Below are 21,621 nucleotides of genomic sequence, written 5' to 3' on the forward strand. Positions count from 1 at the left end.
GCACCGCCGACCCGCCCGAGTCACCCCTCCAGCCCAGTCCCTGAACAGCTCACTCCTCGCGGCGCTCGCCGAGCACGGTCGGGGCCTGTCTTCAAGCGTCCCGGCACGTCACTGGCCGGACGGTTACGCATGCGCGCAGGAGTATTGGCGGTGCGATCGAGTACGCCGTAGCTGAAGGCGCGCTGACCGCTGGCCAGTGCATCGGCCTACGCGGCCGTGATGCGGCCGCTAAGCGCCGCCGTCGGCGTTCGTGCGCATCGGGGTGGCCGCCGTTCTCGCAAAGCTGGAACGTCAGGTCGATCGGCGCGCACGTGCCCGGTCTCGCCTGAACTCAGCACACTGTAGCCGAGCCCCGGGCGACCACCCCGCTCCCCGGAGGGGGAGTCGCACTGGCGTTGCATCCTGCTTCTCCCGCAAGCGAGCATCCCATCATGCCCCACGAGAAGACCACCATCGGAGATAAAGACGTCTACGTCGTCGAGTCGCACCACCACGTCCTGCAGTCATGGGCGGAGATCCGTCGGTCCCTCACCGCCGCACCAGTGCTGCTTACGCTCGACCACCACACCGACACGTATGAACCGTTTTACCGGCACCGATTGGACGCCACGTGTAAATTCCCCCAGCCTCCTAATGTAGCGGCCATGGAGGCGATGTTACCCGGGATGATCGCCAATCTGCGCTATGACGATGAGGCGTCGGTGATGCACGCCATCGACATGCTCCACAACGACGAGCATGTTCGGACAGCGATCATGGCCCGGATCTTGTCTCGCGGCTTTGTGATAAACCTCTCTTACGAGAACTACAGCGAACCCAGCGTTATCTACGAGACGAGTTCGTACTGCACAATTGACTGCATGAAGACGTCGCATGATGACGAATGCACGTCGCGCCGCTCAGCGCAGGTGCTTGAATCCGTCTACCTCGACCAGAAACTTAAAGCGCTCGACGCCATGGCGGCGCAGGACGGCGTGCCGAGGGTCGAGGCCGAACCCTACGTCCTGGACATCGACCTCGACTACTTCCATTCGGAAAGAGCAATCGAGCCGGACGACCCGACTACCTTCTACCGCTTGGTGCGCAACGCAGTCGCCGTGACCATCGCGACGGAACCCAAGTACGTCAAGAGTGGCCGTGATAAGGGCTCGAATGTCACGGGCGAATCTCTGCTCAAGCGAATGAAGCAGCACCTAACCACCGCGTTGACGTGATGACGCTGGTCTCTCACCACGCGACGGGCAGGTCACTCCAGTCCGTTTGCTCGCCGACGGCGAGTCGCCCTCGATCCGACTGGCTGGAGGACTGTCCACGAAGTACGTGGAAATAGTCACTGAGCAGGTGGAAGTGCACTTTGCCCGATTATGTCCAAGACATTCGTGGACACTCCACTAGGAACCCCTGAGCCGTTGCCTACGGCCACGGACGAGCGGATCGAGTGGCTTTGGAGGCGCATGGCCCTCCCAACAACACCGTCCACCACGGTCAACAGCCTGCTGGAGTCGGCCAGAACCGCATAGACCCGAGCGGCGGCCGAGCATGCCGCGCAGGAAGCCGAGGCCAAGCGCCAGCAGGAGGCTCGGGCACAGGAACAGGCGGGCCCATAGGCCGCTGAACTTGCCCAACGCATGTTCGACGCAGGGAACGTGGACGAGGCATGGGCCGCCGTCACCCGCGCTGAAGGGCTCGGCTCCAACGTGACGGATCTGAAGGTCCGGGTGGCGGAGGCTCGCGTTGAGCAGGGCAAGCGCCACCTCGCCGCCGCCTGGTAGTTTGTACGTGCGAACAAGCCGGACGAGGCCGAGGACGAAAGAAGCCAAGCTGCAGCGCTGGGCGCTCTGGATGACTCACTCGCGGACGCGATCGCGGCCACACCCACGGCTCGCCGCCGCGCCCGCGAGGAGAAACGCGAAGCCCGGCGACGCGCGGAAGCCAAGACGCGAGAGGCCCGGCGACGTGAGCAGGAAGCCAAAGAACTCAAGGACCGATTGACCTACATCGTGCGTGGCTCTGGGGGTCAGGAGCGAATCCTTCAGGGCACCATCATCGCGCAGGTGGAACGCGGCCTGTACGAGTTCGCGTACGCCGGTGCGCGGGACTCCCTCACAGGGGAACAGCTCCCGCACCATGGCCTCGTCCGCACGAGAAAGACCGTCTTCTCGTCCCCGGGCGAGTTCCAGCTTTGCGTGCTGAAGAAGATGGTCACGAAGCGGATCAAGACCACGCGCGGCCTAGAGGAGACCTGGGAGGTGTACACGGAGGACGTGCGGAACAAGCCATCGTACTACTTCGAGCCCAACCGGCAGTAGCGCGCTACCGCTGCCCCACGGGAGGACAAATGGCAGAGTGGTCCATCAGGCGGTTGAGCACCGGTGAGATCGAGGTCCTGTACCTGAACCACTTGACGCGCGAGATCGTCTCCTGCGGCAAGAACCGCTGCGACACACCCGAGGCCATGATCGCGGACTGGATGATGGCAAACGCGGACGAGCGCGACCTCATCCGGCTCCTGGACCGCACGGTCCTGCTCAAGCTCCCTACGGCCAGTGCTTAGAGGTGGGACGCAGGGCATGGAGCAGCGGCAGAACGCGAGCAGCGGGCAGACGAACCGCCGCACGCGCTCGGTCGAGCACTGCGATCGCTTGTAATACCCTTTGGGTTTATGAATAGTAGACCTTGGATCGCGAGAGCCGACGGCCCCGTTTCCCCGCAGCCGAGGCTCCACCAGGGAGCGGGGACGCCCGAGCCAGCGCCCGCCGCGCGTCCTTTCCCACCTGGAGGCCGCACATGACGGATGACAGCACGCCGACCGACGAAACGCTGATCGAGGACGCGACGCCGGAGATCAGTTCCGACCTGGAGAGTGCCCGCCCCCGGCTCCGGTTCACCATCGAGACCACCACGTACGAGGCCAGCCGCACGCTGGAGCGGCGGGGTAACGGCGAGGTGGTGCTCCTGGCCGAGCGTCACCTCCCCCATGGACTCGCCGGGCACGTCGCCATCAAGCGCCTGCGCAATCCCGTCACTTTCGAGCGCTGCCAACGGCTTATCGAGGAGGTCCAGCTTGCCTTCCGCCTCCACCACCCAGCCATCTCCCAGGTCCATCACCTGAAGATCCACGCCGACCGGCCACACGTCATCGCGGAGTACGTGGACGGCCCCACGTTGGACACCATCATCAGCCTCGCCACCATGCGCGAGAAGCCGCTCTCCGCGCCCTTCGCCCTCTACATCGCTGCCGAGGTGGCTGATGCCCTGCACCACGCGCACACGCTGCGAGATTCGGAGAACCGGCCGCTGGGCATCATCCACCGCGACGTGGCGCCCCGGAACATCCGCGTGGCCCGCAGCGGCGAGGTGAAGGTGACGGACTTCGGCGCCACCTACTCGCTCATGGTGGGCCGGGAGGAGACGCCGGGCCTGCTGCTCAAGGGCGACGTGGCGTACGCCTCGCCCGAGTACCTGCACCGCAAGCCCATGGATGGCCGGTCCGATATCTTCTCACTGGGCCTCGTCCTCCTGGAGATGCTGACGTGCAAGCACCTCTTCGACGTGGAGGACGAAAAGGCCGCCAACGCCACCGTGGACGTGAAGACGGAGGAGACGCCCTCGGTGCCCCTCACGCAGATGATCGCGCTCGTCAGCCGCTACCGCCCCGAGGACGTGGAGAACGCGATGGCGGGCCTGCCGGACGTGCTCAAGGCCATTGTCCACAAGGCCCTCCAGCGCAAGCTCTCCGAGCGCTACGCCACGGCCGCCGAGATGCACGATGCGCTGCGGGCGGCGCTCGCGGCGGAGTCACAGCCCTTCGGGAGGAAGGAGGCGAGCGAGGAGCTGGCGCGGCTGCTGTCGGAGGCGTCCGTCCTGCGCGACCGGGTGGAGCTGGACGAAGAAGGCATCTTCCCCGAGGGCCTGGACGCCGACGAGGCGACGCCCGCACCGAACGAAGAGTGAGAACGGGCGGCCGAACATTGCTGGAAGCAAGCGGGCCCCAGGTGTGGGCCCGCATCGTTTCAGCGCAACAACACCTGGGCCACCGTCACGAGGGCATCGAGCTGGTCCTCGTCCATCTTGCGCGCGAGGCCGGTGAGCTGACGCAGCTTGGGCGCCCCGCCCTGCCCTCGCTCCTTCTTGCCGGACTTCGCCCCCTCCTCCGCGTCCGCGATCCCCAGCAGCTCATCCGAGGAGATGCGCAGCACCGAGCACATCCGCAGCAGCGTCTGGACGCTGGGCAGCATCTTCCCGCGCTCCAGGCGGCTGTAGACCATGTGCGCAAGGCCCAGCTTCTCGGCCACCTCCGCCTGCGTGAGGCCGAGCTGCGTCCGGGCCTCACGGGCGGCACTTCCAATACGGGTCGCCAGTTCTTCGTTCATGCGTCGGGGTACCAGGAACACCGAGAACCAGGTCTGGCGCGGGCAGGGGGCTCGCGCCTCGGGGACGCCCCTTCCTGCCGCATCTTGGCGATCATGTCGATGCGCGATCCGCACCCCGTCACGTGGCGGCGCATCCCCCTATGTGCCGGAGCCATCGAGAGCAGGGGCCTCCAGGGCTTTGCCGCACAGGATGAAGTCCACCGAGACATGGAGGACACCGCACAGGCCCACCAGCGTGGGGACGCTGGGCAGCAACCTGCCGCGCTCCAGGCGACTGAACACCAGCGTCGGCACGTGGATGGCATCGGCCACCTGGGCCTGCGACAGGCCCGCGCGATGCCGGGCGGCGCGGACATTGGTTCCGATCTGCTGGGAGAGCTTCGCGGACATGAGGAGACCTGGGAAAAGAGGAGAATGCCGCGCGGGCGGCACTCCGAGCATACCGCCCATCAGGTTCAACGATAGTATCCGTGCAGGGTTTACCCTTCTCCCGCGCACTTCGCGGGAGGAACTCGTACGAGTTCCACTGCTGGTTGAGAGCATGTTCAGGAACGCCGCCCCCACACGCCCCGCCGAAGGAGAGGACACTTGAGCCCGCGTCTGCATCCCATCGTCCCCCCGGGCACGGACATCGGCGGGTACCTGGTGGAGGAGAAGTTGGGAGCCGGGGGCTTCGGTGCCGTGTACCGCGCCCGGCGTGGAGGGCGGCACTACGCGCTCAAGCTCATCCCGCTCTGGGGGCTGGCCGAGTGGGCCGAGCGCGAAGTGGCCATCCTCCTGCGGCTCAAACACTCCAATCTGGTACGCATCCGTGGGCACGGACAGTGGCCGGACGAGGCGCCCCAATCCTTCTTCATCGTCATGGACTACGTGGAGGGACGCAGGCTGGACGTATGGGCCAAGGAGGAGAACCCCTCGGCCCGAGAGGTCGTGCTCAAGGTGCTCGGCGTGGCTCGCGGGCTGGGCGCCGCGCACCGGGCGAAGGTGGTGCACCGAGATCTGAAGGAGAGCAACATTATCGAGCGCGCCTCGGACGGCGAGGCGGTGGTGGTGGACTTCGGCGCGGGCGGGTACGAGAGCGCCCCGAGCATCACCGGTGGAGTGCTTCCACCGGGCACCCCGGAGTACCGCGCGCCCGAGGCATGGCGCTTCCAGCAGGAGCACGGCGACGAGCGTGGCCGCTCCTACCAACCCAGCCCCTCGGATGACCTGTACTCGCTGGGCGTCGTTCTCTATTGGCTCCTGACGGGCAGACAGCCCTTCCTCCCGGACGAGGCCGCAGGGGTGGAGGCCGTGCTCAACCGCGCTCCCAAACCACCCCACGTACTCAACCCGCGCGTCCCCGAGGCCCTGAGTGCCGTGTGCATGCGCCTGCTGGCCAAGGAGCCCGAGGAGCGCCACCCGGATGCCGACGCGCTGTGCGCAGAGCTGGAGGCCCTGCTGGCCCAGGCGGACGAGTCGTGGGACGTGAAACTCTGCGACGCCTATGGCCCGGACACCGCCACCACGCTCGCGGCGGTGCCGCACGCGGGCGAAGACGAGTTGGTGCAGTGGCTGAAGAAGCGCAAGGCCCGGCCTCGTCGGGGGCCGCGTCCGTCACACGCCGAGGGGGCGCACGATCCGGACTCAAACGCGGTGGCCATCCAGCCCGAGCTGCCGCCTCCAGCTCATGCACGCCCCGGCCCCACGCCTGCGCCGTCTCCGATACAAGTCCGTCACTTCAATGCCCTGCGCGTGGCGATCGGGATGGGTCTGCTGGTGGGCTTGAGCGTGGGCGTGCTGGTGCTTGCGCGCAACCTGATGCTCTCCCCCGCTCCTGCCGTACGTCACGGACTGGAGCCCCATCCCATTGTGGCCACGAACTCACCACCCGCATCTTCCGCGTTCGCGCTCGCGTTCTGGGCTCCCGGCCAGGAAGTGGCGGCCCCCTGGATGCCACCGGAAGCTGACCCAGCCGCAGCCGCGCTCGATGGCGCGCCCACCCTTGCGGCCGTCGCCATCACCGCGACGTTCTCCCAGGAGAAGGCTTCCGTGAAGATGAAGAAGAACACCGGCGTGTCCCCCGAGTCCGAGCCGCAGCGCCCCCGGGGAGGAGCCGTTGGCAAGGCGCTCGGCCTGGGGATCGCAGCCTGCATGGAGCTGGCCTGCACCGGCTCTCAGGTGCGCCCAACGCCTCCGCCCGAGGAGTGTCCTCCTGGGGCCGTTGAGGCCATGGAAGAACTTGGCCTTTTCACCCGAGAGAAGCCTACAGCCACCTTCGACCTGAGCCCCCACGACGCCAGAAACATCAAGGTCCGCGAGGGCACGACCACGGTTCGCATGGGGACCCCGTGGGGACGCATGCCGCCGCAGACCCTGTTCTCCGGGCAGCTCCTCGTCGGCCCGGAGCGGGTCTACGGACGGCTCACCGAGGCTCGTACTCCCAAGAATGAGCGCATCCCCGTCTGCGTGCAGTTCGTTGGCGAGGGCGGCCGTATCGGACTCCTGAAGATGGAGCCCACCAGTGATTCCGGCGCTGCCTTCGTCTACTCCACCCTGGATTTGAAGGCCGTGCGCCGCTTCGAGTGAGGACCGGACGTGCCCGCGTCGCCCATCGCATTTCTCGTGGTGGTCTTGCTCGTGTCTGGAGCCGCGACCGCCCAACGCCATCCCATGGCCTCAGGTCTCGGGGTGCGTCACATCGAGATCCCGACCGAGAGCACCGAGGCGACGCCGACGCCCGAGGTCCAGATAAGCCCGCGCATGTCCACCACGTTCGAGTTCGACTCAGCCCTCGACCCGGCGAAGGTCGTGCTCGAAGGAGAAGAGCGCTTCTCGCTCGTGGACCTCGGGCAAAGCACGCTCCGGCTGGTGCCCTCGGAGCAGATCCTGCCCGGCGAGCGCCTGCGGCTGACGGTACGGTTCCAGGACGGTTCGGTTCCCCTCGGGGCAGCCTTCGTTCTCGTCGCCCACCCCGCGCGCACCGAGCGCGTCATTGAGGTGTGGCGCCAACCGCGCACGGCGGAGTCCTACCAGCAGGAGGCGAAGGAGGCCCGAGCGAAGGCCCAGCAGTGCCAGGACGAGAACGCACGGCTGCGGGCGGAGCAGAAGGGACCGGGCGGCATCGCGGGCCTTCTGGCCAACGGTGTCATTGAGGATGAGGAGGGCGTCAATGCGAAGCGCCTCCTCGTCAACACGGAGGTCCGTCAGCATCCCGGCAATGCCCTCCGGACACTGCGGGCTTGGAGCTATCGCGCCCCTACCCGTGTGGCCGTAGCGGTGGAGCTTGAGAACCCGGACGCCGAGCACCCCTGGACGGCGGAAGGTGCATCGCTGGTGAGCAGAGCGGGCGCACCCCTGAAGATTCTGACGCTCTGGCAGAAGGCCCCCATCTCTCGCGATCAGTTCGGCCACATTGTGGTGGAAACGGACGCGACGCCGAACGCAGCGCAGGGGCCGTTCACGCTCAAGCTGTGGGGGCCGAGCGGGCTGCGCACGATCACGCTCTCCGGCGTGACGTTCCCGTAGGTGCCCAGTGAGCCCTGAAGCATCGATTCACGCCCGTCAAACGCGATGGCCGCCACCCATCTGTTCGCTTGCTTGTTTGGCACGCATATTCACTCTACAAAGGTCGATCCTCATCGGAGGACAGACCGCAGCCCCTCGCTTGTGTGCTGGATCTCTTCGTCTGGAGCCTGCCGCCAATGCCCAACAACACGAGGACGCCATCGCCCACAACGAAGGAGAGCTTCGGGGAACGCGTCGATCCGGCCCGCCCATTCACCTCCGATCAGCTTCCGCGTCTGAGGAAAACGAACGTTCCCTTCACTGGGATGAGCCATCGTGTTCTCGATCCGGTCCTATTGCTGGTGGACGCCAACCGCGTGCTGACCACGATCTGCGCGAAGGCGGATTACCGGAGTATTGAGACCCGCACGACGCTGGAAGAAGCTGTGGATGCAGGGATGATCCGGGCATTCGCGCCCAGATTCCTCCTCCAAGAAGTTGACGACGAGCATCTTGGTCGGTTCGTAAAGCCTTCACGATCCCTCAATCGCCTCCAGGAGGCGAGGAAGCTCCTCCTCCCCCGCGTCGAACTCGTCGATCCGCCCGACCTCTCCTCCCGCAACATCGAAGCGCTTCGTGCGGTGGACCCCAAGGATGTGCCGTACGCGCAAGCCTTCGAGTACCGCAAGCTGGATACGATCCTGTCTCTGGACAAACACTGGAAAGTCACCGACTACCCAGTCTGGAGAGCCAAGGATCACGACATCGTTAAGACGCTGCGCACCTACGCGCGAGCAGCCAGCGAGGAGATCGGACGCACGCATTTTCTCATCGCTAGTGCTGGCTTAACGGTCGCGGCAGCCAAGGGCGTCTTCGATCTCGTACGACGTGCCCCGCCAGCCCTCCAGGCCGTGCTCGCAGTAGCTGCGGTCCTCGGCGTGGCCCACCCCAAATCCCGCGAGAAGCTCCAAGAGGCTGTTGCGGCGCTCGGGGAGCAGGTGCTGCCACATATCTCCGAGTTCTTCGCGGAGCTGGAGGACAAGAAGAAGGAGAGGGAGGAGGCCGAGCTGCTGATCGCGCGTGACCTAAAACCCAACCCACACCGGTTGACGCTCAAGGAGCACGCGTACCGCATCCTGATGAAGGCTCAGGAGCCCCTGGACTTGCACGAGCTTGAGCGGCGCATCCGTGCGGAGGGGGCGAAAACGCGCAGCAAGAACCTTGGTCCATACCTGCGTCGGCAAATGACGGACGACCAGAACTTCGTGGAGCATGTGGACGGTCGCTGGGCAGCGCGATTGGTCCTCACTTGGCCAGGGATTGTGGCGCCCGTTCGGTTCGAGGAGTCCACTAAGTAGACGCCCACCCACCAGCTGTTCGATGACCATGAAAATCACTCACCTCAAAGCGATGTTTGGTCTGGATCCTTCAGAAGGGCACGTATCGACGCCAAAAGGAACAGAGGGGCAGTTCCTCCGCGTAGCAAGACAGATTCAGGGGCGCGCCGACCAGTTGCTGGCGATCTACGTCCCAGAATCCACACGTCCGGTCTACTGCTCACCCGAGTTTATAGGTCGAGTGGTTGGGGCCGTGCGCTTGCTGCCGCTTCCTGCGGGCCGAGAGCCGCAAAATTACAACTTCTTGGACTTCGACGGCACGAACCGGTGGCCTGTTGGCTGGCCCTGCGAGGTCGTAGCGGCTCCCCCAGTGACGAAATGTCCACGCCTTAAGGATCTCGTGGCGGCGGTATTCCCCCAGTACACGTTTGCCGAGTACACGGCGAGGCTTGAGCACGGCCCGTTCCCTCTTGAAGAGAAGATGGCCCGCAGGCTTGAGGCAGTGCTGCTCTCGCAGGAAATGCGCCCGTCGGATCCTCGACGTGCGCACGCGATTCTCGAACGGAATCGTCGCTGACAAAAGGAAGTCTGAAGCAGCAGCTCAGTGCAAGAGGGCCCGATGAAATTCAAGCTGGTGAAGGAAGAGGCCGGTCAGAAGGTCGAGCGGCAACAGCAACGGTCGTTCAACACAGGGACGATCTTGGACGCATCCGTTGGAACACTTTCGGATGGAGACAAATCGCACACGCGCACCACCTTCGAATCACACGGTGAGAAGGAGGTGCGTGTGCGCGTGGACGTAGCAGCGAGCTTTGAAAACCCGGACACCGATAACCTTTGGACGGCGGAAGGCGCATCATTGGTGAGTAAGGCGGGCACGCCCCTGAAGATCCTGACCGTCTGACAGAAGGCCTCTATCTCGCGCGCTTCGCTCGACCGCGTCGTGGTGGAAACGGACGCGACGCCGAACGCAGCGCAGGGGCCGTTCACGCTCAAGCTGTGGGGCGCGGGCGGCCAGCGCACGATCATGCTCTCCGGCGTGACGTTCCCGTAGGTACGCGCCCAGGTTCTTCGCCATAATTTCCCCTAGAGGCAAGACGAGTCCCTTCGGTCAGGCCGCCGTTTCTCGTTCCGTCCTATTGAATCTTCCCAAGAAGGGGCTTCACTCCTGATCTCGCCGATACGCCCAGACGCGGGGCCCCGAAAGAATGAGCGGAACGCTCAATTGGAGGTTGGGTCTTGGCAACAAAGATGATCAAGCGTGCCTTGATGGCAGTGGACGGTCTCCCAGACATGAGACCCAACCCGGGTCGGATGGAGCTAGCCCCGAATGTCTACCTCGCGACAGACTGGCCGCTCCCACCCATCACAATCCCCACGATCTTCGCCACGCCATACGGCACGGATGCTCTTGAACCCTTGGACGCGCCCAACCTCGTTGTATGGGCTGAGCAGGAGGTTAGTGACACAGTAATCGGAGCTGTGGACCAAGAACTCGAACGAAAACTCGAACTCGTCGACATCGCCCTATCGATGCTTCCTAGCTGGGGCACTGCACGCCGAGTGATCACGGTCGAGTTGATTCAGCCTGACAGTCAGCGCCAACTCCAGGGGCTCTCAACCCTCCACCCGTGGTTCGCACGAGAATCATGGTGGCCCCTACACGTCGACTTCCACAAACTACCTGCTATCACCTCTCGGCTTATCGACTTAACCGCCCCGGGCTGGGAGAGGAATGAGTTCTTCGTGCGCGGGATTCGATCCTTTTTTCGAGCCTGCCAGCAGGACATGGTCGATGATCGATACGAGCTATTCTGCCGTTCAATTGAGACGGTTGTTCAGAGTGAGCAGGGCAAGGGCCAAGACCAATTTGCAGAGGCGATCCTCCTCCAACAAGGCCGCCTGAACCCGAACAAACCGCATCGGAATCGAGCGTACGAGAGACACTACCGGCGACGGAACGACGTGGTTCACGGCCACCGGTTCCTTGAGGAGAAAAAGGACCGTCGAGCCATTGCGCTGATGGAGGGGACCGCACGCCGATTCTTCCAAGAATTACTCATAAACGAGCAATTCTTTGAGACGATTTCCAAAGCACAAAGCCGTCGACTTGAGGCCAAGCGAGTCAAGGAACAGGCCAAACGCTTGAAGCAACAGGAGGCCAAGCGCGATCGAGCGCATCAAGGTGCTATCTCTCCGCGTTGATCGAGGAACTTGCGCTCAGCGAATTGTCTACGCCCCTCAAGAGAACTGGTCCTCGGAAAGTTCACTTGAGCAGATGGTTGCGCGCGGGCAGCAGCGACTGACTGCTGCCAGATCCACGCCCGCCGTTCAATCGCAGCAATCGTTGAGTACGGATCCACTGATGGGAAACCGATCTGGTTTCACCGGGGACCCCACTCAACTGCGAGATCGGATCGAGTCTTAAGGAAGCCGACCAACTCCTGACAATTGAACGTTGACCTCTTCAAGTTCCTCCATGAACTCCTGGTCATCAATATCTGTCCACGTAGGAAGCATAGTAGGCGATTCCACTCGCCCAATCTCAAGAAGTCGTTTCCGCAAATCGTCAAATGCGCTGAAATTCTGCTCAAGAACTCGCAAAGACCGACCTACAGCAGCCCTGATAAAGGCGGGGGGAGTGTTGGCCCCACTTCTTTCAAGCAGCCCAAGTTCACACAGAGCGGCGCCAATCTGGCGAATATCGCTTTCCGCGCCACGAATGGACTTCTCCGAATTGCTAACGTCTGCAGCGAGCTCACCCGCGAGACCACCCGCTTTTAGGGCAAGACGACGAACCAGCTTTGCCTCCTTTGGTAGCGGAGCAGAGACCATCCAACTATCCTCAAGTGCCTCGGTCCATCCGTACTGCGTGCTGGAAGGAGAATTGCGCGTCGTACGCACTTCAACCCACTTAACTGGAATCCCGCAGGCAAGCGCGACGATGGCATGCCCAGCTTCGTGCGCAGCAACAGCGTCCGGCGCAATTTCAAGTTCCATCTTGGTCTCCGTACCAGTCGTCCGCATCACATCCATGGACCGGACAACTTCGTACCCATTCAGTACCCACTGCGGGTGGACGCCACTGGACGCCAGCGGACGCTAACCAGGGCCTCTCCGAGGGGACACGCCAACCCCCGAAGGGACTTGATGATTTTAAGTCCGCTGCGTCTGCCAGTTCCGCCACTCGTGCGATGGCAGGAAAGATAGCAGACCCGGCAGCCCGAGCGAGGCATCCGCTCACGCCAGGGCGCGCGGCACCGTCATCCTTGGACCGCCAAGTACGGCCGCCCGGCAGCCGTGCTCGACCCGTCTCCGTGTCGCGCCTCCCACGGTAAGGTGCGCGCCGTGCGGCAGCGGACGCTCATCATCGACAACCACGACTCGTTCACGTTCAACCTCTTCCAGCTGCTGGCGGAGGTCGGAGGGACCGAGCCCCTCGTCGTGCGCAACGACGAGCGGCCGTGGCGGGAGCTGCGCGAACTCGCGTTCGACAACATCGTCATCTCCCCGGGCCCCGGGCGTCCCGACCATCCGGCGGACTTCGGCGTCTGCCGCGACGCGCTCCTCGAAGCGGACGTCCCCATCCTCGGCGTATGCCTGGGCCACCAGGGCCTGGGCCACGTCCACGGAGCACGGATCCAGCACGCACCGGAAGTCATGCACGGACGGCTGAGTCCGGTGCGCCACACGGGGACAGACCTCTTCCAGGGCCTTCCGCAGGACTTCCAGGTGGTGCGCTACCACTCGCTCTGCCTCGCCCGGCCACTGCCCGAGGACCTGGTGGAGACCGCCTGGTCCCCCGACGGCGTCCTCATGGCCCTGCGCCACGCTTCCCTCCCCCGCTGGGGCGTCCAGTTCCATCCGGAGTCCATCGCCACCACCCACGGCCGCCAGCTCCTCGCCAACTTCGTCCGCCTGAGCCGCGAGCATCACACCCCTCGTCCCAGTCGCCGCCCTGAAGCGACCGAGGAGAGAGCGCCCCTCCCTCCGCCGGGAATCTTCCGGGTCCATCACCGGAAGCTGCGGCTCGATGCCGACCCGGAGCAGGCCTTCGTCGCGCTCCTCGGAGGCAGGGACCACGCCTTCTGGTTGGACAGCAGCCGCGTCGAGGCCGGCCTGTCACGCTTCTCCTTCATGGGGGACGCAACCGGCCCACACAGCGCCGTCATCCACTACCAGGTGAACCCACGCCGGCTCACCGTGCGCCGGAGTCAGGGAACAGAGGAGCACTCCACCGAGCTGTTCGAGTTCCTCCAGCAGGAGCTGACACGGCTGCGAGTGGCCCCGTCCGGGCTGCCCTTCGACTTCCAGGGCGGTTTCGTGGGCTCCCTCGGCTACGAGCTGAAGCACGACTGCGGCGCGAGCACCCCGCATGCCTCACCGGATCCAGACGCCAGCCTCATCCTGGCGGACCGCCTGCTGGCATGGGACCACCTGGAACGCACGGTGTATCTCGTCGCGCTCGCCCCCGAACACGAGGCGGCCGAGGTCCAGTCCTGGTTCGACGCCACGGAATCCAGCCTGCGCGCCCTGCCCCCGCTGGCGCCCCTCGAGCCCCGTTCCGGAGCCCCCTTCCCAGTCCGCCTCGCCAGGGACCGCGAGACCTACCTGGCCGACATCCAGCACTGCCTGGAACAGCTCCACGAAGGCGAGACCTACGAGGTCTGCCTCACCAACAAGCTCCTCGCCCGGGCGCACGTCGAGCCCCTGGACCTTTACCGGAGCCTGCGCCGGCTGAACCCCGCCCCCTACGCCGCGTACCTCCGCATGGGAGCGCTGGGCATCGCCTGCTCCTCCCCCGAACGCTTCCTGCGAGTGGACGCCGACCGCTGGGTCGAGTCGAAGCCCATCAAGGGCACCCTGCGCCGCGGCTCCACTCCGGACGAGGACGAACGGCTGCGCCAACAACTGGGCTCCCAGGAGAAGGACCGGGCGGAGAACCTGATGATCGTGGACCTCGTGCGCAACGACCTCGGGCGCGTGTGCGAGGTGGGCTCGGTCCACGTCCCCCGGCTCATGCACGTGGAGTCGTACGCCACGGTGCACCAGCTGGTGAGCACCATCCGGGGCCACCTGCGCGAGGGGCTCACGGCCGTGGACGCGGTGCGCGCCGCCTTCCCCGGAGGCTCCATGACGGGGGCCCCCAAGGAGCGCACGATGGAGCTCATCGACCGGCTGGAGCGGGAGGCCCGGGGGGTGTACTCGGGCGCCATCGGGTACTTCTCCGCCACCGGCGCGGCGGACCTGAACGTCGTCATCCGAACGGCGGTGGTCCGTCCCGGCGAGGTGAGCATCGGCGCGGGAGGGGCCATCGTCGCGCTCTCGGATCCGGCGGCCGAGCTGGACGAGATGCTCCTCAAGTCCCGCGTGGTCCTGAAGGCGCTGTGCACGGCGCTCGGGCGCCCGGACGGACTGCCCGAGCCCGGAGGGGCCTGGATGGCGGCGGACTGAGCCCGAAAGGGGGCCGGAAGGGCCTTCCGGGGTGGGGCTCCCGGGGCGGTGGCATCCCGGGTGGTCGGGAAAGCCCCTCGATTCCTCCACTGCTGGACGGCCGGGGCTTCCGTGACCGTCGCATCCGGCGGGACGCTGTTATAAAGCGCCCCCCATGCTTGAGACCGTCACCAAGGGCTTCCGGGCCGCCAAGAACCGCCTCGCCGGCAAGAGCGAACTCACCCCCGAGCTGGTGGACGAGTCGCTGCGAGACATCCGCGTCTCCCTGCTGGAGGCCGACGTCGCCTTCGACGTGGTGAAGAAGTTTGTCGCCCGCGTCCGCGAGAAGGCCGTGGGCGAGGTGGTGCAGACGTCCGTCACGGATGCGGGGGGCCAGAAGCGCAAGGTCAGCGCGATGGACCACTTCATCAAGATCTGCCACGACGAGCTGGAGGCCCTGATGGGCCCGGTGGACACGAGCCTCCACCTGAAGCCCAAGGGCCAGCTGTCCGGCATCATGATGGTGGGCCTCCAGGGCTCCGGTAAGACGACGACCACGGGCAAGCTCGCCAGCCGGCTGCTCGCGGAGGGGCGCAAGCCCCTGCTGGTCGCCGCGGACATCTACCGCCCGGCCGCCGTGGATCAGCTCAAGGTCCTGGGCGAGCGGCTGAAGGTCCCCGTCTACCACGAGCCCGGCGTGCAGCCGCCCGAGCTGGCCAAGCGGGGCTACGCGGCCGCGCGCGAGCAGAAGTGCGACGTGGTGCTCATCGACACGGCGGGCCGGCTCGCCATCGACGAGACGCTGATGACGGAGCTGGAGTCCATCAAGTCCAACGTGCAGCCGGACACCATCCTGCTGGTGTGCGACGCGATGATTGGCCAGGACGCGGTGCGCACGGCGGCCGAGTTCGACCGGCGCCTGACGCTGGACGGCTTCATCCTGACGAAGCTGGACGGTGACGCGCGCGGCGGCGCGGCGCTGTCCATCAAGGAAGTGACGGGCAAGCCCATCAAGTTCCTCGGCATGGGCGAGTCGATGGACAAGCTGGAGGAGTTCCGTCCGGAGGGCCTCGCGGGCCGCATCCTGGGCTTCGGCGACATCGTCGGCCTGATGAAGGACTTCGAGAAGGTCGTCGACGAGAAGAAGGCCGAGGACGACGCGCGCAAGCTGCTCTCCGGCCAGTTCTCGATGAAGGACTTCGTCGAGCAGATCCGCATGGTCCGCAAGATGGGCCCGCTGAAGGACCTGCTGGAGAAGTTCCCCCTCTTCGGCGACCTCACCGAGCACCTGAACCCGGACGAGAAGGAGCTCACCAAAATCGAGGCGATGTACGACTCGATGACGCAGAAGGAGCGCCTGCGTCCGGACATCATCAACGGCAGCCGCATCAACCGCATCTCCAAGGGCAGTGGCCGCAAGCCGGAGGAGGTGCGCGAGCTGCTGCAGAAGTTCGGGATGATGCAGCAGGTGATGGGAACCATCGGCCAGAACCCGGGCCTCCTGGGCCGCATCCCCGGCTTCAAGCAGCTGGGGCAGCTGGGCCAGATGAAGAACATGGACCTGGGCAACATGTTCGGGAAGGACCCGAAGGCGCTGGAGAAGGCCATGTCGGCGATGGGCGGAGGCATGGGGGGCATGCCCATGCAACTGCCGCAGATCGCCCCGGGCTACACGCCGCCCATGGGTCAGGCCGCGATGGCCAAGGCCCGCCTGATGGGCTACGCGCCCCCGGCCGCGAGCAAGCCGGACGACCGCGACGCCATCAAGGAGCGGCGCAAGAAGGAGAAGGAGAACAAGAAGAAGAACCGCAAGAAGAAGTAGTCCGCGGCCTTCTGAAGTCCCTCCCCTGCCCGCGCGTCCCCCACCGAAAACCGGGGGTGGCGGGCAGGCGTGTTTCCGGGGCCGGACGCCTGTCCTGTTCCGCGGACGGGCATGGCAGTGTTCTCGCTCGGGACCGACCGGTCCTGAGCTTGCAGAACGCGCCCCCATGCCCAACCTGAAACACCTGTTGCTGTTGAGTTGCATCGGCCTGAGCCCCGCATGCATCGACGTCCCCCCGCTGGAGGACCCGCCCCAGGAGGATCCGCGGACGGACCCCGACGCGGACTTCACCTTCACGGCGGTATCCGCCCAGGAGCAGGTCCTCCCGGGAGGAACCCTGGACTGCGACGTCCGGCTCGCCTGGACCGAATCCGCGGGAGGCGCGGTCACCTGGAGCCTCGTGTCTCCGCCCGCGGGCATCGAGTTGCAGTCGTCGACCCTGCCCAAGGGAGAAACGCGTGCGACCCTGAGCATCCGCGTGGGAGCGGGCACCGTGCCCGGTGCCTACACGCTGACGCTCCAGGGCAAGAGCGGCACGGTCACGAAGCAGGCCACGCTGACGGTGACGGTCGGAAAGCCCGGTGACCTGGTGGTGAACTGGGTCGTGCCCACGCCCGGGAAGGCGTACACGCGAGGCCCCCTGCTCCTGCAGTTCACGGTGGAAGGAGGCGCCGCGGAGCAGGTGGAGATCCTGAAGGACGCCACGGTGCTCGTGAAGCCCACGGGGAGTCCGTATTCGTTCACCTGGGATACCACCTCGGAGGCAGAGGGGACGTACCAGCTGTCCATTCGCGCGACCCGGGGTGGAGCCGTCTTCACCAGTGCGGCACGCACGGTCATCGTCGACCGGACCGCGCCCACCGTGGCGTCCTACCTGCCGGCCAAGGACGCGGCGACCGTGGGGGTCCGCGAAGCCATCCAGGTCACCTTCAGTGAGCCCATGAATCCGCTCTCGGTGACGGAGGCGGCGGTGGGGCTCAAGTCGGGGGCCGGGGCTGTCATCGCGAAGTCTGTGGCACTTTCCGCGGACGGCAAGACGCTGACCGTAACGCCGCTTAGCGCCCTGACTGCACCGAGCACCGTCCAGGTTGACCTGACGGCGGCAACAAGCGCGCTGACGGACCTGGCGGGGAACGGGGTGGTGAGCGCACCGGCATGGTCATTCTCCGTACCGACGTGGCTGCCGGTGGGTGGAGCAGTCAATGCGGTGGGAGGCGCAACCTCAACCGAGAGCGTCGTCCTAAAGTTGGATCACGATGACCGCCCAGTCCTTGCATGGGCTGAGTCGGACGGATCCAGCAAGAACATCTACGTTACTCGTTGGAACGGAGAGGCGTGGCTCATGCTAGGCGCGCCCCTGAGCGGCTTTGCTGCCATTGGAACAAATGCAGCGGCACCCACGTTGGCCATCGACGTTACTGGAGCGCCAGTAGTCGCATGGGAAGAAACGACCGGAAGTGGCGATGGGCGTGCCGTTTTCATCCGACGTTGGACAGGGATGACGTGGGAATCGTTGCCATCACCGACTCCGCCGTCAAACCTGGATATTCTCTTCGCTCCCAGCCTTGTAATTGGGCCTGACAACACCACCCATCTCTTCACCTCGCATCATGATACCGCGAGATTTTCCATCCTCTGCTACCAGTCTTCCAACCCAGCATCGAGTTGGCAGCAGCCATGGAGCCTGCGCGACGACCCGTATCTATTTAATCCTAGCGATGCATCCTCGGTCGCCTCAGGTGGGGACGTCTTCGTCGCAGCAACTGTCTTCGACGATCACACGTCAACGCGTAACATCGTCGTATACAAGAATAAGGATCCCTACCTCGGCGGCACGACACTGGGCAATGGCTCTGAGACGCCTTCCATTGACGCCGACAGTAACGGCCGTCCTTGGGTAGCATGGGCGGAGTTCGAGGCAGCCCCTCAGTCAGACGGTCAAATCCACTGGGCGCGCTGGGAAGGTAGTTCTTGGACATCCCCCGGTGCCGTCAACACGCGGTCCACGGGCAACGCAACACCAAGCCTTGCGCTGGCAAAAGGTGGCCCTCATGTGCTTGCATGGAGCGGAATCATTGACTCCGAACGAAGCATTCTTGTAAGCCAATGGATCGCAAATTCATGGCAGACCATGAGTTCCCCCCTCAACGCCTTGTCTGCGGCTGGTACCCCTGCCACTGCGCCGTCAGTGGCGCTGAACTCCACAGCACAGCCCTTCATTGCATGGGCTGAGGAGGATGCGAGCGCAGCCAGCATTTACGTGGTCCGCATCAACCGCTAAATCCTAGCTTATATCTGTTCGGGTACTGCAGAGGCCTTCACCCAGCGGCTCTGCAGTGCCCTTGGGATTAGATGGTTACCCCTGCCGTTTGGGCACGACCAATCCACGGCTCAAGCGATTGAGGACGCGTCGTTTTTGTCGCCGCTTGTAGCTTTCGTGAGCATTGTCGCCTAGTTCGTTGCGGCGAGCTGTCTCTTCGTCCGCGATCTGGAACTCAACGAGTGCGAAGGTGACCCGCCCCTTCCGGGGGCGGGTATCACTCTCAGGCGGAGGAAGGTAGGGGTCCATCCGGAGTGGAAGGTCCACGACGAAGTTGAGGACCCGGTAGGAATCCCCAGAGAAGGCGTTCCCCATCCGGTCCTCGCGGTCCTCGAAGTCCCGGTCCAGGTGGAGCTGAGGGATGAACTGCTCGAAGTGAGGGTTCTCCTCCAGCAGTCCCTTGAACGGCAGCAACGTGTTCTCTGTCTGCCCCGGGACAACGAAGTTGAAGGGGAACAGGCGCTGCGTCAGGAAGTAGAGGACCGGCAACAGGTCTTCCCGCTTGCGGGTGATGACGCGAAACCGCGTGCGGTCATACACCTGCGCCGCAACGGTCTCCTTCTTCGCGATCAGCTTCGTGACCAGGGAGTCCCGCGTCTTGATAGAGTGGGCAAACTCCACGATGGGCAAGCCCATCTCCTGCATCTCACGGGCGACGCCCAGCACCTTCTCCGTGACCATCTCCGCGAGCTCGGCTTCGGAGGCGGCCAGGCGGAAGAGCAGGTCCCGCCCTTCGATGTGCTGGATGACGTGCATGACCTTCAGCACGATGCAGGCGATGCGCCGGTAGCGGGCAAGCCCCTTGGCCCCCGATGCGAAGAGAAAGAGGTCGTGGATTTCTTCCGGCTGGGCCACGGCGTCCGCGACCCGGTAGTCGAAAGTCTTCCGCAGGTACTCCACCGCATCGGCGAGCACCGTCCGGGCCCAGGCATCGTCGTAGGGCCGCGATACGTCCAGTTGGCAGAGCCGCAGGAATCGGTCTACCTCATCCCGCGTCTGGAAGTGCATGCGCCGCCAGTCGATGACGGAGCCACCTCTCAGGATGAGCCGGATACGCTCAAGCTCACGCAATCCCATCTGCGACACCGGGCGGACAGGGATAGCAGGGAGGACTGGAACAAGAGAGGGGGCCTTCACACCTGCGTTCCTAACCGGACCGGAAGCTCAGGGAAAGCCCCTCGGTGGCTTCCTGGATGAACCAGGAAGCCACCCTTGACAACAGGGCTACTTCGAGGACGACGACTCGTACTGCTGCTCGCTCACGAGTTGCCCATCGCGGTACTGGCGCTCAGCGACCTTCTGCCCGTTTTCAGCGAACGCCACGGCGACACCATTCTGCGTTCCCTTTGCCCAGTGGTCCTCGGACCGCTTCTGACCACTGGCGAAGAAGTGCGTGCGACGTCCGTGATAGTTCCCGCCGGAGAACTCGATCTCCTCTGTCTTGACGCCGTTCGCATCGAAGAAGGTCCAGAGGCCTGACTGGGCGCCGTCCGTGTGCTGGCCAACGACCTTCTTCTGGCCGTTCGGGTGGAAGCTGACGTACGGCCCATGCGCGACAGGGACGCTGGCCTCGGTCTTGTTCCTAACGCAGAAAACCCCGCGATCCGCCATGGTCTCGCGCCCCCCAAACTGCTTCGTGCCCGCTGGGCAGGTCAGCTTGATATCGCTCGGGTTTGCAGCCATCGCAGGACCGCTCACAGCCAAGCACAGGGCAAGAACGCGGTACGGAACTTTGGACATGGTCTTCCTTCTTTCCAGATGTTGGGAGGCGTCTCGAACTCCCACACGTAAAACGCGTGGCCTCCGAATAAATTCAAGCTCTCGGCACCGCCTTGAACGGAGTCCGCAATTAAGAAGGCCCTGCCCCTTAGTTAGGGAACAGGGCCTTCTGGACACGCTCAGGGGCCCAGTATCGACAACGGACTACTGGCTACTTCGTCAGCGTCGCGCAGAAGCCGTTGCCGTTGGTGAAGTAGAAGCCGAGCACAGTCTGGGAGAGATCCTTGTCAACACAGAGGTTCACCGACAGAGACGCGCTCCGAGCATCCGCCGACCGCTGGTAGCCATTGCTCAGCGGCACGCCATTCTGTTCACCGCCAGTAGTGCGGACGTAGAAGAACCCGTTGAGGCCCTCTTTCGTCGCGGGCAGGTCCGCGTTCTTGGAATAGAAGGACACACGGGCCTTCACGGTCTGCGCGGACGTATCCGTGCCGCAAGCCGTTCCGAAGATCTCCTTCGTCACGCTGTAGATGATGTTGCCGGTTCCCGTGGCCGGGTCAAAGCTCGCGGCCGGCTTGCCCTGGAGGTTGGAGCAGGTCGGGGCCGGGGGCGCCGAGCAGGTGCCGCCGAAGCAGGCCGAGCCGTACGCGCAGGTCGCCTGGCCCTCACCGGTGCAGGTCGTCGCGGCAGGGCTGCACACGCCCGTGGTGGTGTTGCAGGTGTTGCCGGCGCCGCAGTCAGCGTCCTTGGTGCAGCCCTCGGGGGTGGAGCCGGGCTCCTCGCAGCGCTTGGACACGGTGCCGCAGACCAGGTCCGTGGTGTCGCCCGAGTTGCACAGCTGGTTGGTCTGGCACTGGCAGACCTTCTGCGTGTTCGACGAACCGGCCAGCACGGCGCAGTTCTTCTCGGAGTCGGCGCAGTCCGAGCCGCTCTCGCAGGTGTCCATGCACACGCCAGCGGCCGTGTTACAGAAATTGGAGGAGCAGTCGGTGTCCGACGTACAGGACTCGACCGTCGTCGCGTCATCGCCACAGGCCGTCAGGGCCAGGCTCATCGAGCTCAAAGCGGCGAGCATCACCATCATCTTGCGCAGCTGCATTCGGAACATCCTCCTGGATGGGTTACGTCGCC

20 protein-coding genes are annotated in these 21,621 nt (G+C 64.8%); 14 read left to right on the plus strand and 6 right to left on the minus strand.

Going from position 1 to position 21,621, the window contains the following annotated elements; all coding sequences use genetic code 11:
• The first annotated feature begins 431 nt into the window (after positions 1 to 431).
• The 5 genes from D7Y11_RS06890 to D7Y11_RS06905 all read left to right on the plus strand — a co-directional run bounded on the left by D7Y11_RS06890 (position 432) and on the right by D7Y11_RS06905 (position 3,954).
• Positions 432 to 1,214, plus strand: coding sequence for a UPF0489 family protein (locus D7Y11_RS06890; RefSeq protein ID WP_126933287.1), 783 nt, complete (start codon positions 432 to 434; stop codon positions 1,212 to 1,214).
• A 414-nt stretch (positions 1,215 to 1,628) separates the two neighbouring features.
• Positions 1,629 to 1,772, plus strand: coding sequence for a hypothetical protein (locus D7Y11_RS43185; protein WP_158641894.1), 144 nt, complete (start codon positions 1,629 to 1,631; stop codon positions 1,770 to 1,772).
• Positions 1,773 to 2,000: 228 nt separating this feature from the next.
• Positions 2,001 to 2,309: a hypothetical protein gene (locus D7Y11_RS06895; protein WP_126933288.1), complete on the plus strand. Its 309-nt coding sequence runs from the start codon at positions 2,001 to 2,003 to the stop codon at positions 2,307 to 2,309.
• Between the two features lie 29 nt (positions 2,310 to 2,338).
• Positions 2,339 to 2,554, plus strand: a complete 216-nt coding sequence (locus D7Y11_RS06900) for a hypothetical protein (protein WP_126933289.1) — start codon at positions 2,339 to 2,341, stop codon at positions 2,552 to 2,554.
• A gap of 233 nt (positions 2,555 to 2,787) precedes the next feature.
• The gene (locus tag D7Y11_RS06905) at positions 2,788 to 3,954 is read left to right on the plus strand and encodes a serine/threonine-protein kinase (RefSeq protein WP_126933290.1); all 1,167 of its coding nucleotides are present in this window, start codon (positions 2,788 to 2,790) and stop codon (positions 3,952 to 3,954) included.
• Positions 3,955 to 4,013: 59 nt separating this feature from the next.
• On the opposite strand, the gene D7Y11_RS06910 is transcribed toward D7Y11_RS06905, so the two are convergent.
• A complete protein-coding gene (locus D7Y11_RS06910; protein WP_120531744.1) occupies positions 4,014 to 4,373 on the minus strand; it encodes a helix-turn-helix domain-containing protein in 360 nt (119 codons plus the stop codon).
• 138 nt (positions 4,374 to 4,511) lie between these two features.
• Positions 4,512 to 4,763, minus strand: a complete 252-nt coding sequence (locus D7Y11_RS06915; RefSeq protein WP_233607214.1) for a helix-turn-helix domain-containing protein — start codon at positions 4,761 to 4,763, stop codon at positions 4,512 to 4,514.
• Positions 4,764 to 4,961: 198 nt separating this feature from the next.
• Between D7Y11_RS06915 and D7Y11_RS06920 the strand changes: the two genes are divergently transcribed.
• From D7Y11_RS06920 to D7Y11_RS06945, 6 genes are all read left to right on the plus strand, one after another.
• On the plus strand, positions 4,962 to 6,941 hold the full coding sequence (locus D7Y11_RS06920; protein WP_126933291.1) for a serine/threonine-protein kinase: 1,980 nt from the start codon (positions 4,962 to 4,964) through the stop codon (positions 6,939 to 6,941).
• Between the two features lie 9 nt (positions 6,942 to 6,950).
• A complete protein-coding gene (locus tag D7Y11_RS06925) occupies positions 6,951 to 7,880 on the plus strand; it encodes a DUF2381 family protein (protein ID WP_126933292.1) in 930 nt (309 codons plus the stop codon).
• Between the two features lie 176 nt (positions 7,881 to 8,056).
• Positions 8,057 to 9,217, plus strand: a complete 1,161-nt coding sequence (locus D7Y11_RS06930; RefSeq protein WP_126933293.1) for a hypothetical protein — start codon at positions 8,057 to 8,059, stop codon at positions 9,215 to 9,217.
• Between the two features lie 22 nt (positions 9,218 to 9,239).
• A complete protein-coding gene (locus D7Y11_RS06935) occupies positions 9,240 to 9,773 on the plus strand; it encodes a hypothetical protein (RefSeq protein ID WP_126933294.1) in 534 nt (177 codons plus the stop codon).
• Between the two features lie 42 nt (positions 9,774 to 9,815).
• A complete protein-coding gene (locus D7Y11_RS06940) occupies positions 9,816 to 10,100 on the plus strand; it encodes a hypothetical protein (RefSeq protein WP_233607215.1) in 285 nt (94 codons plus the stop codon).
• Between the two features lie 335 nt (positions 10,101 to 10,435).
• Positions 10,436 to 11,401 carry a hypothetical protein gene (locus D7Y11_RS06945; protein ID WP_126933295.1) on the plus strand — a complete coding sequence of 322 codons (966 nt, stop codon included), beginning with the start codon at positions 10,436 to 10,438 and terminating at the stop codon, positions 11,399 to 11,401.
• 219 nt (positions 11,402 to 11,620) lie between these two features.
• Here D7Y11_RS06945 and D7Y11_RS06950 read toward each other — a convergent pair whose 3' ends face one another.
• A complete protein-coding gene (locus D7Y11_RS06950; RefSeq protein WP_126933296.1) occupies positions 11,621 to 12,196 on the minus strand; it encodes a hypothetical protein in 576 nt (191 codons plus the stop codon).
• A gap of 348 nt (positions 12,197 to 12,544) precedes the next feature.
• On the opposite strand from D7Y11_RS06950, the gene pabB reads away from it, so the two are divergent.
• The 3 genes from pabB to D7Y11_RS06965 all read left to right on the plus strand — a co-directional run bounded on the left by pabB (position 12,545) and on the right by D7Y11_RS06965 (position 18,732).
• Complete coding sequence (gene pabB / locus D7Y11_RS06955) at positions 12,545 to 14,650, plus strand: aminodeoxychorismate synthase component I (protein WP_233607216.1); 2,106 nt, start codon at positions 12,545 to 12,547, stop codon at positions 14,648 to 14,650.
• Between the two features lie 154 nt (positions 14,651 to 14,804).
• Positions 14,805 to 16,451 carry a signal recognition particle protein gene (gene ffh, locus D7Y11_RS06960; RefSeq protein ID WP_126933298.1) on the plus strand — a complete coding sequence of 549 codons (1,647 nt, stop codon included), beginning with the start codon at positions 14,805 to 14,807 and terminating at the stop codon, positions 16,449 to 16,451.
• 166 nt (positions 16,452 to 16,617) lie between these two features.
• Complete coding sequence (locus tag D7Y11_RS06965; RefSeq protein WP_126933299.1) at positions 16,618 to 18,732, plus strand: Ig-like domain-containing protein; 2,115 nt, start codon at positions 16,618 to 16,620, stop codon at positions 18,730 to 18,732.
• 75 nt (positions 18,733 to 18,807) lie between these two features.
• On the opposite strand, the gene D7Y11_RS06970 is transcribed toward D7Y11_RS06965, so the two are convergent.
• The 3 genes from D7Y11_RS06970 to D7Y11_RS06980 form a co-directional block, all read right to left on the minus strand.
• Positions 18,808 to 19,908, minus strand: a complete 1,101-nt coding sequence (locus D7Y11_RS06970) for a TIGR04552 family protein (protein ID WP_120594276.1) — start codon at positions 19,906 to 19,908, stop codon at positions 18,808 to 18,810.
• Positions 19,909 to 19,995: 87 nt separating this feature from the next.
• Complete coding sequence (locus D7Y11_RS06975) at positions 19,996 to 20,511, minus strand: toxin-antitoxin system YwqK family antitoxin (protein ID WP_120594277.1); 516 nt, start codon at positions 20,509 to 20,511, stop codon at positions 19,996 to 19,998.
• A 190-nt stretch (positions 20,512 to 20,701) separates the two neighbouring features.
• Complete coding sequence (locus tag D7Y11_RS06980; RefSeq protein ID WP_126933300.1) at positions 20,702 to 21,589, minus strand: hypothetical protein; 888 nt, start codon at positions 21,587 to 21,589, stop codon at positions 20,702 to 20,704.
• Between the last annotated feature and the right edge of the window lie 32 nt (positions 21,590 to 21,621).

Origin of the sequence: Corallococcus sp. AB018 (genome assembly GCF_003986945.1) — a bacterium.
GTDB lineage: Bacteria > Myxococcota > Myxococcia > Myxococcales > Myxococcaceae > Corallococcus > Corallococcus exiguus.

What these genes read in the sequence shown, in the direction of transcription:
- D7Y11_RS06940 (WP_233607215.1), top strand. Translation starts at nt 9,816, where the DNA reads ATGAAATTCAAGCTGGTGAAGGAAGAGGCCGGTCAGAAGGTCGAGCGG.
- ffh (WP_126933298.1), top strand. Translation starts at nt 14,805, where the DNA reads ATGCTTGAGACCGTCACCAAGGGCTTCCGGGCCGCCAAGAACCGCCTC.
- D7Y11_RS06905 (WP_126933290.1), top strand. Translation starts at nt 2,788, where the DNA reads ATGACGGATGACAGCACGCCGACCGACGAAACGCTGATCGAGGACGCG.
- D7Y11_RS06910 (WP_120531744.1), bottom strand. Translation starts at nt 4,373, where the DNA reads ATGAACGAAGAACTGGCGACCCGTATTGGAAGTGCCGCCCGTGAGGCC.
- D7Y11_RS06900 (WP_126933289.1), top strand. Translation starts at nt 2,339, where the DNA reads ATGGCAGAGTGGTCCATCAGGCGGTTGAGCACCGGTGAGATCGAGGTC.
- D7Y11_RS06950 (WP_126933296.1), bottom strand. Translation starts at nt 12,196, where the DNA reads ATGGAACTTGAAATTGCGCCGGACGCTGTTGCTGCGCACGAAGCTGGG.
- D7Y11_RS06915 (WP_233607214.1), bottom strand. Translation starts at nt 4,763, where the DNA reads ATGTCCGCGAAGCTCTCCCAGCAGATCGGAACCAATGTCCGCGCCGCC.
- D7Y11_RS43185 (WP_158641894.1), top strand. Translation starts at nt 1,629, where the DNA reads ATGTTCGACGCAGGGAACGTGGACGAGGCATGGGCCGCCGTCACCCGC.
- D7Y11_RS06890 (WP_126933287.1), top strand. Translation starts at nt 432, where the DNA reads ATGCCCCACGAGAAGACCACCATCGGAGATAAAGACGTCTACGTCGTC.
- D7Y11_RS06930 (WP_126933293.1), top strand. Translation starts at nt 8,057, where the DNA reads ATGCCCAACAACACGAGGACGCCATCGCCCACAACGAAGGAGAGCTTC.
- D7Y11_RS06980 (WP_126933300.1), bottom strand. Translation starts at nt 21,589, where the DNA reads ATGCAGCTGCGCAAGATGATGGTGATGCTCGCCGCTTTGAGCTCGATG.
- D7Y11_RS06975 (WP_120594277.1), bottom strand. Translation starts at nt 20,511, where the DNA reads ATGTCCAAAGTTCCGTACCGCGTTCTTGCCCTGTGCTTGGCTGTGAGC.
- D7Y11_RS06965 (WP_126933299.1), top strand. Translation starts at nt 16,618, where the DNA reads ATGCCCAACCTGAAACACCTGTTGCTGTTGAGTTGCATCGGCCTGAGC.
- D7Y11_RS06935 (WP_126933294.1), top strand. Translation starts at nt 9,240, where the DNA reads ATGACCATGAAAATCACTCACCTCAAAGCGATGTTTGGTCTGGATCCT.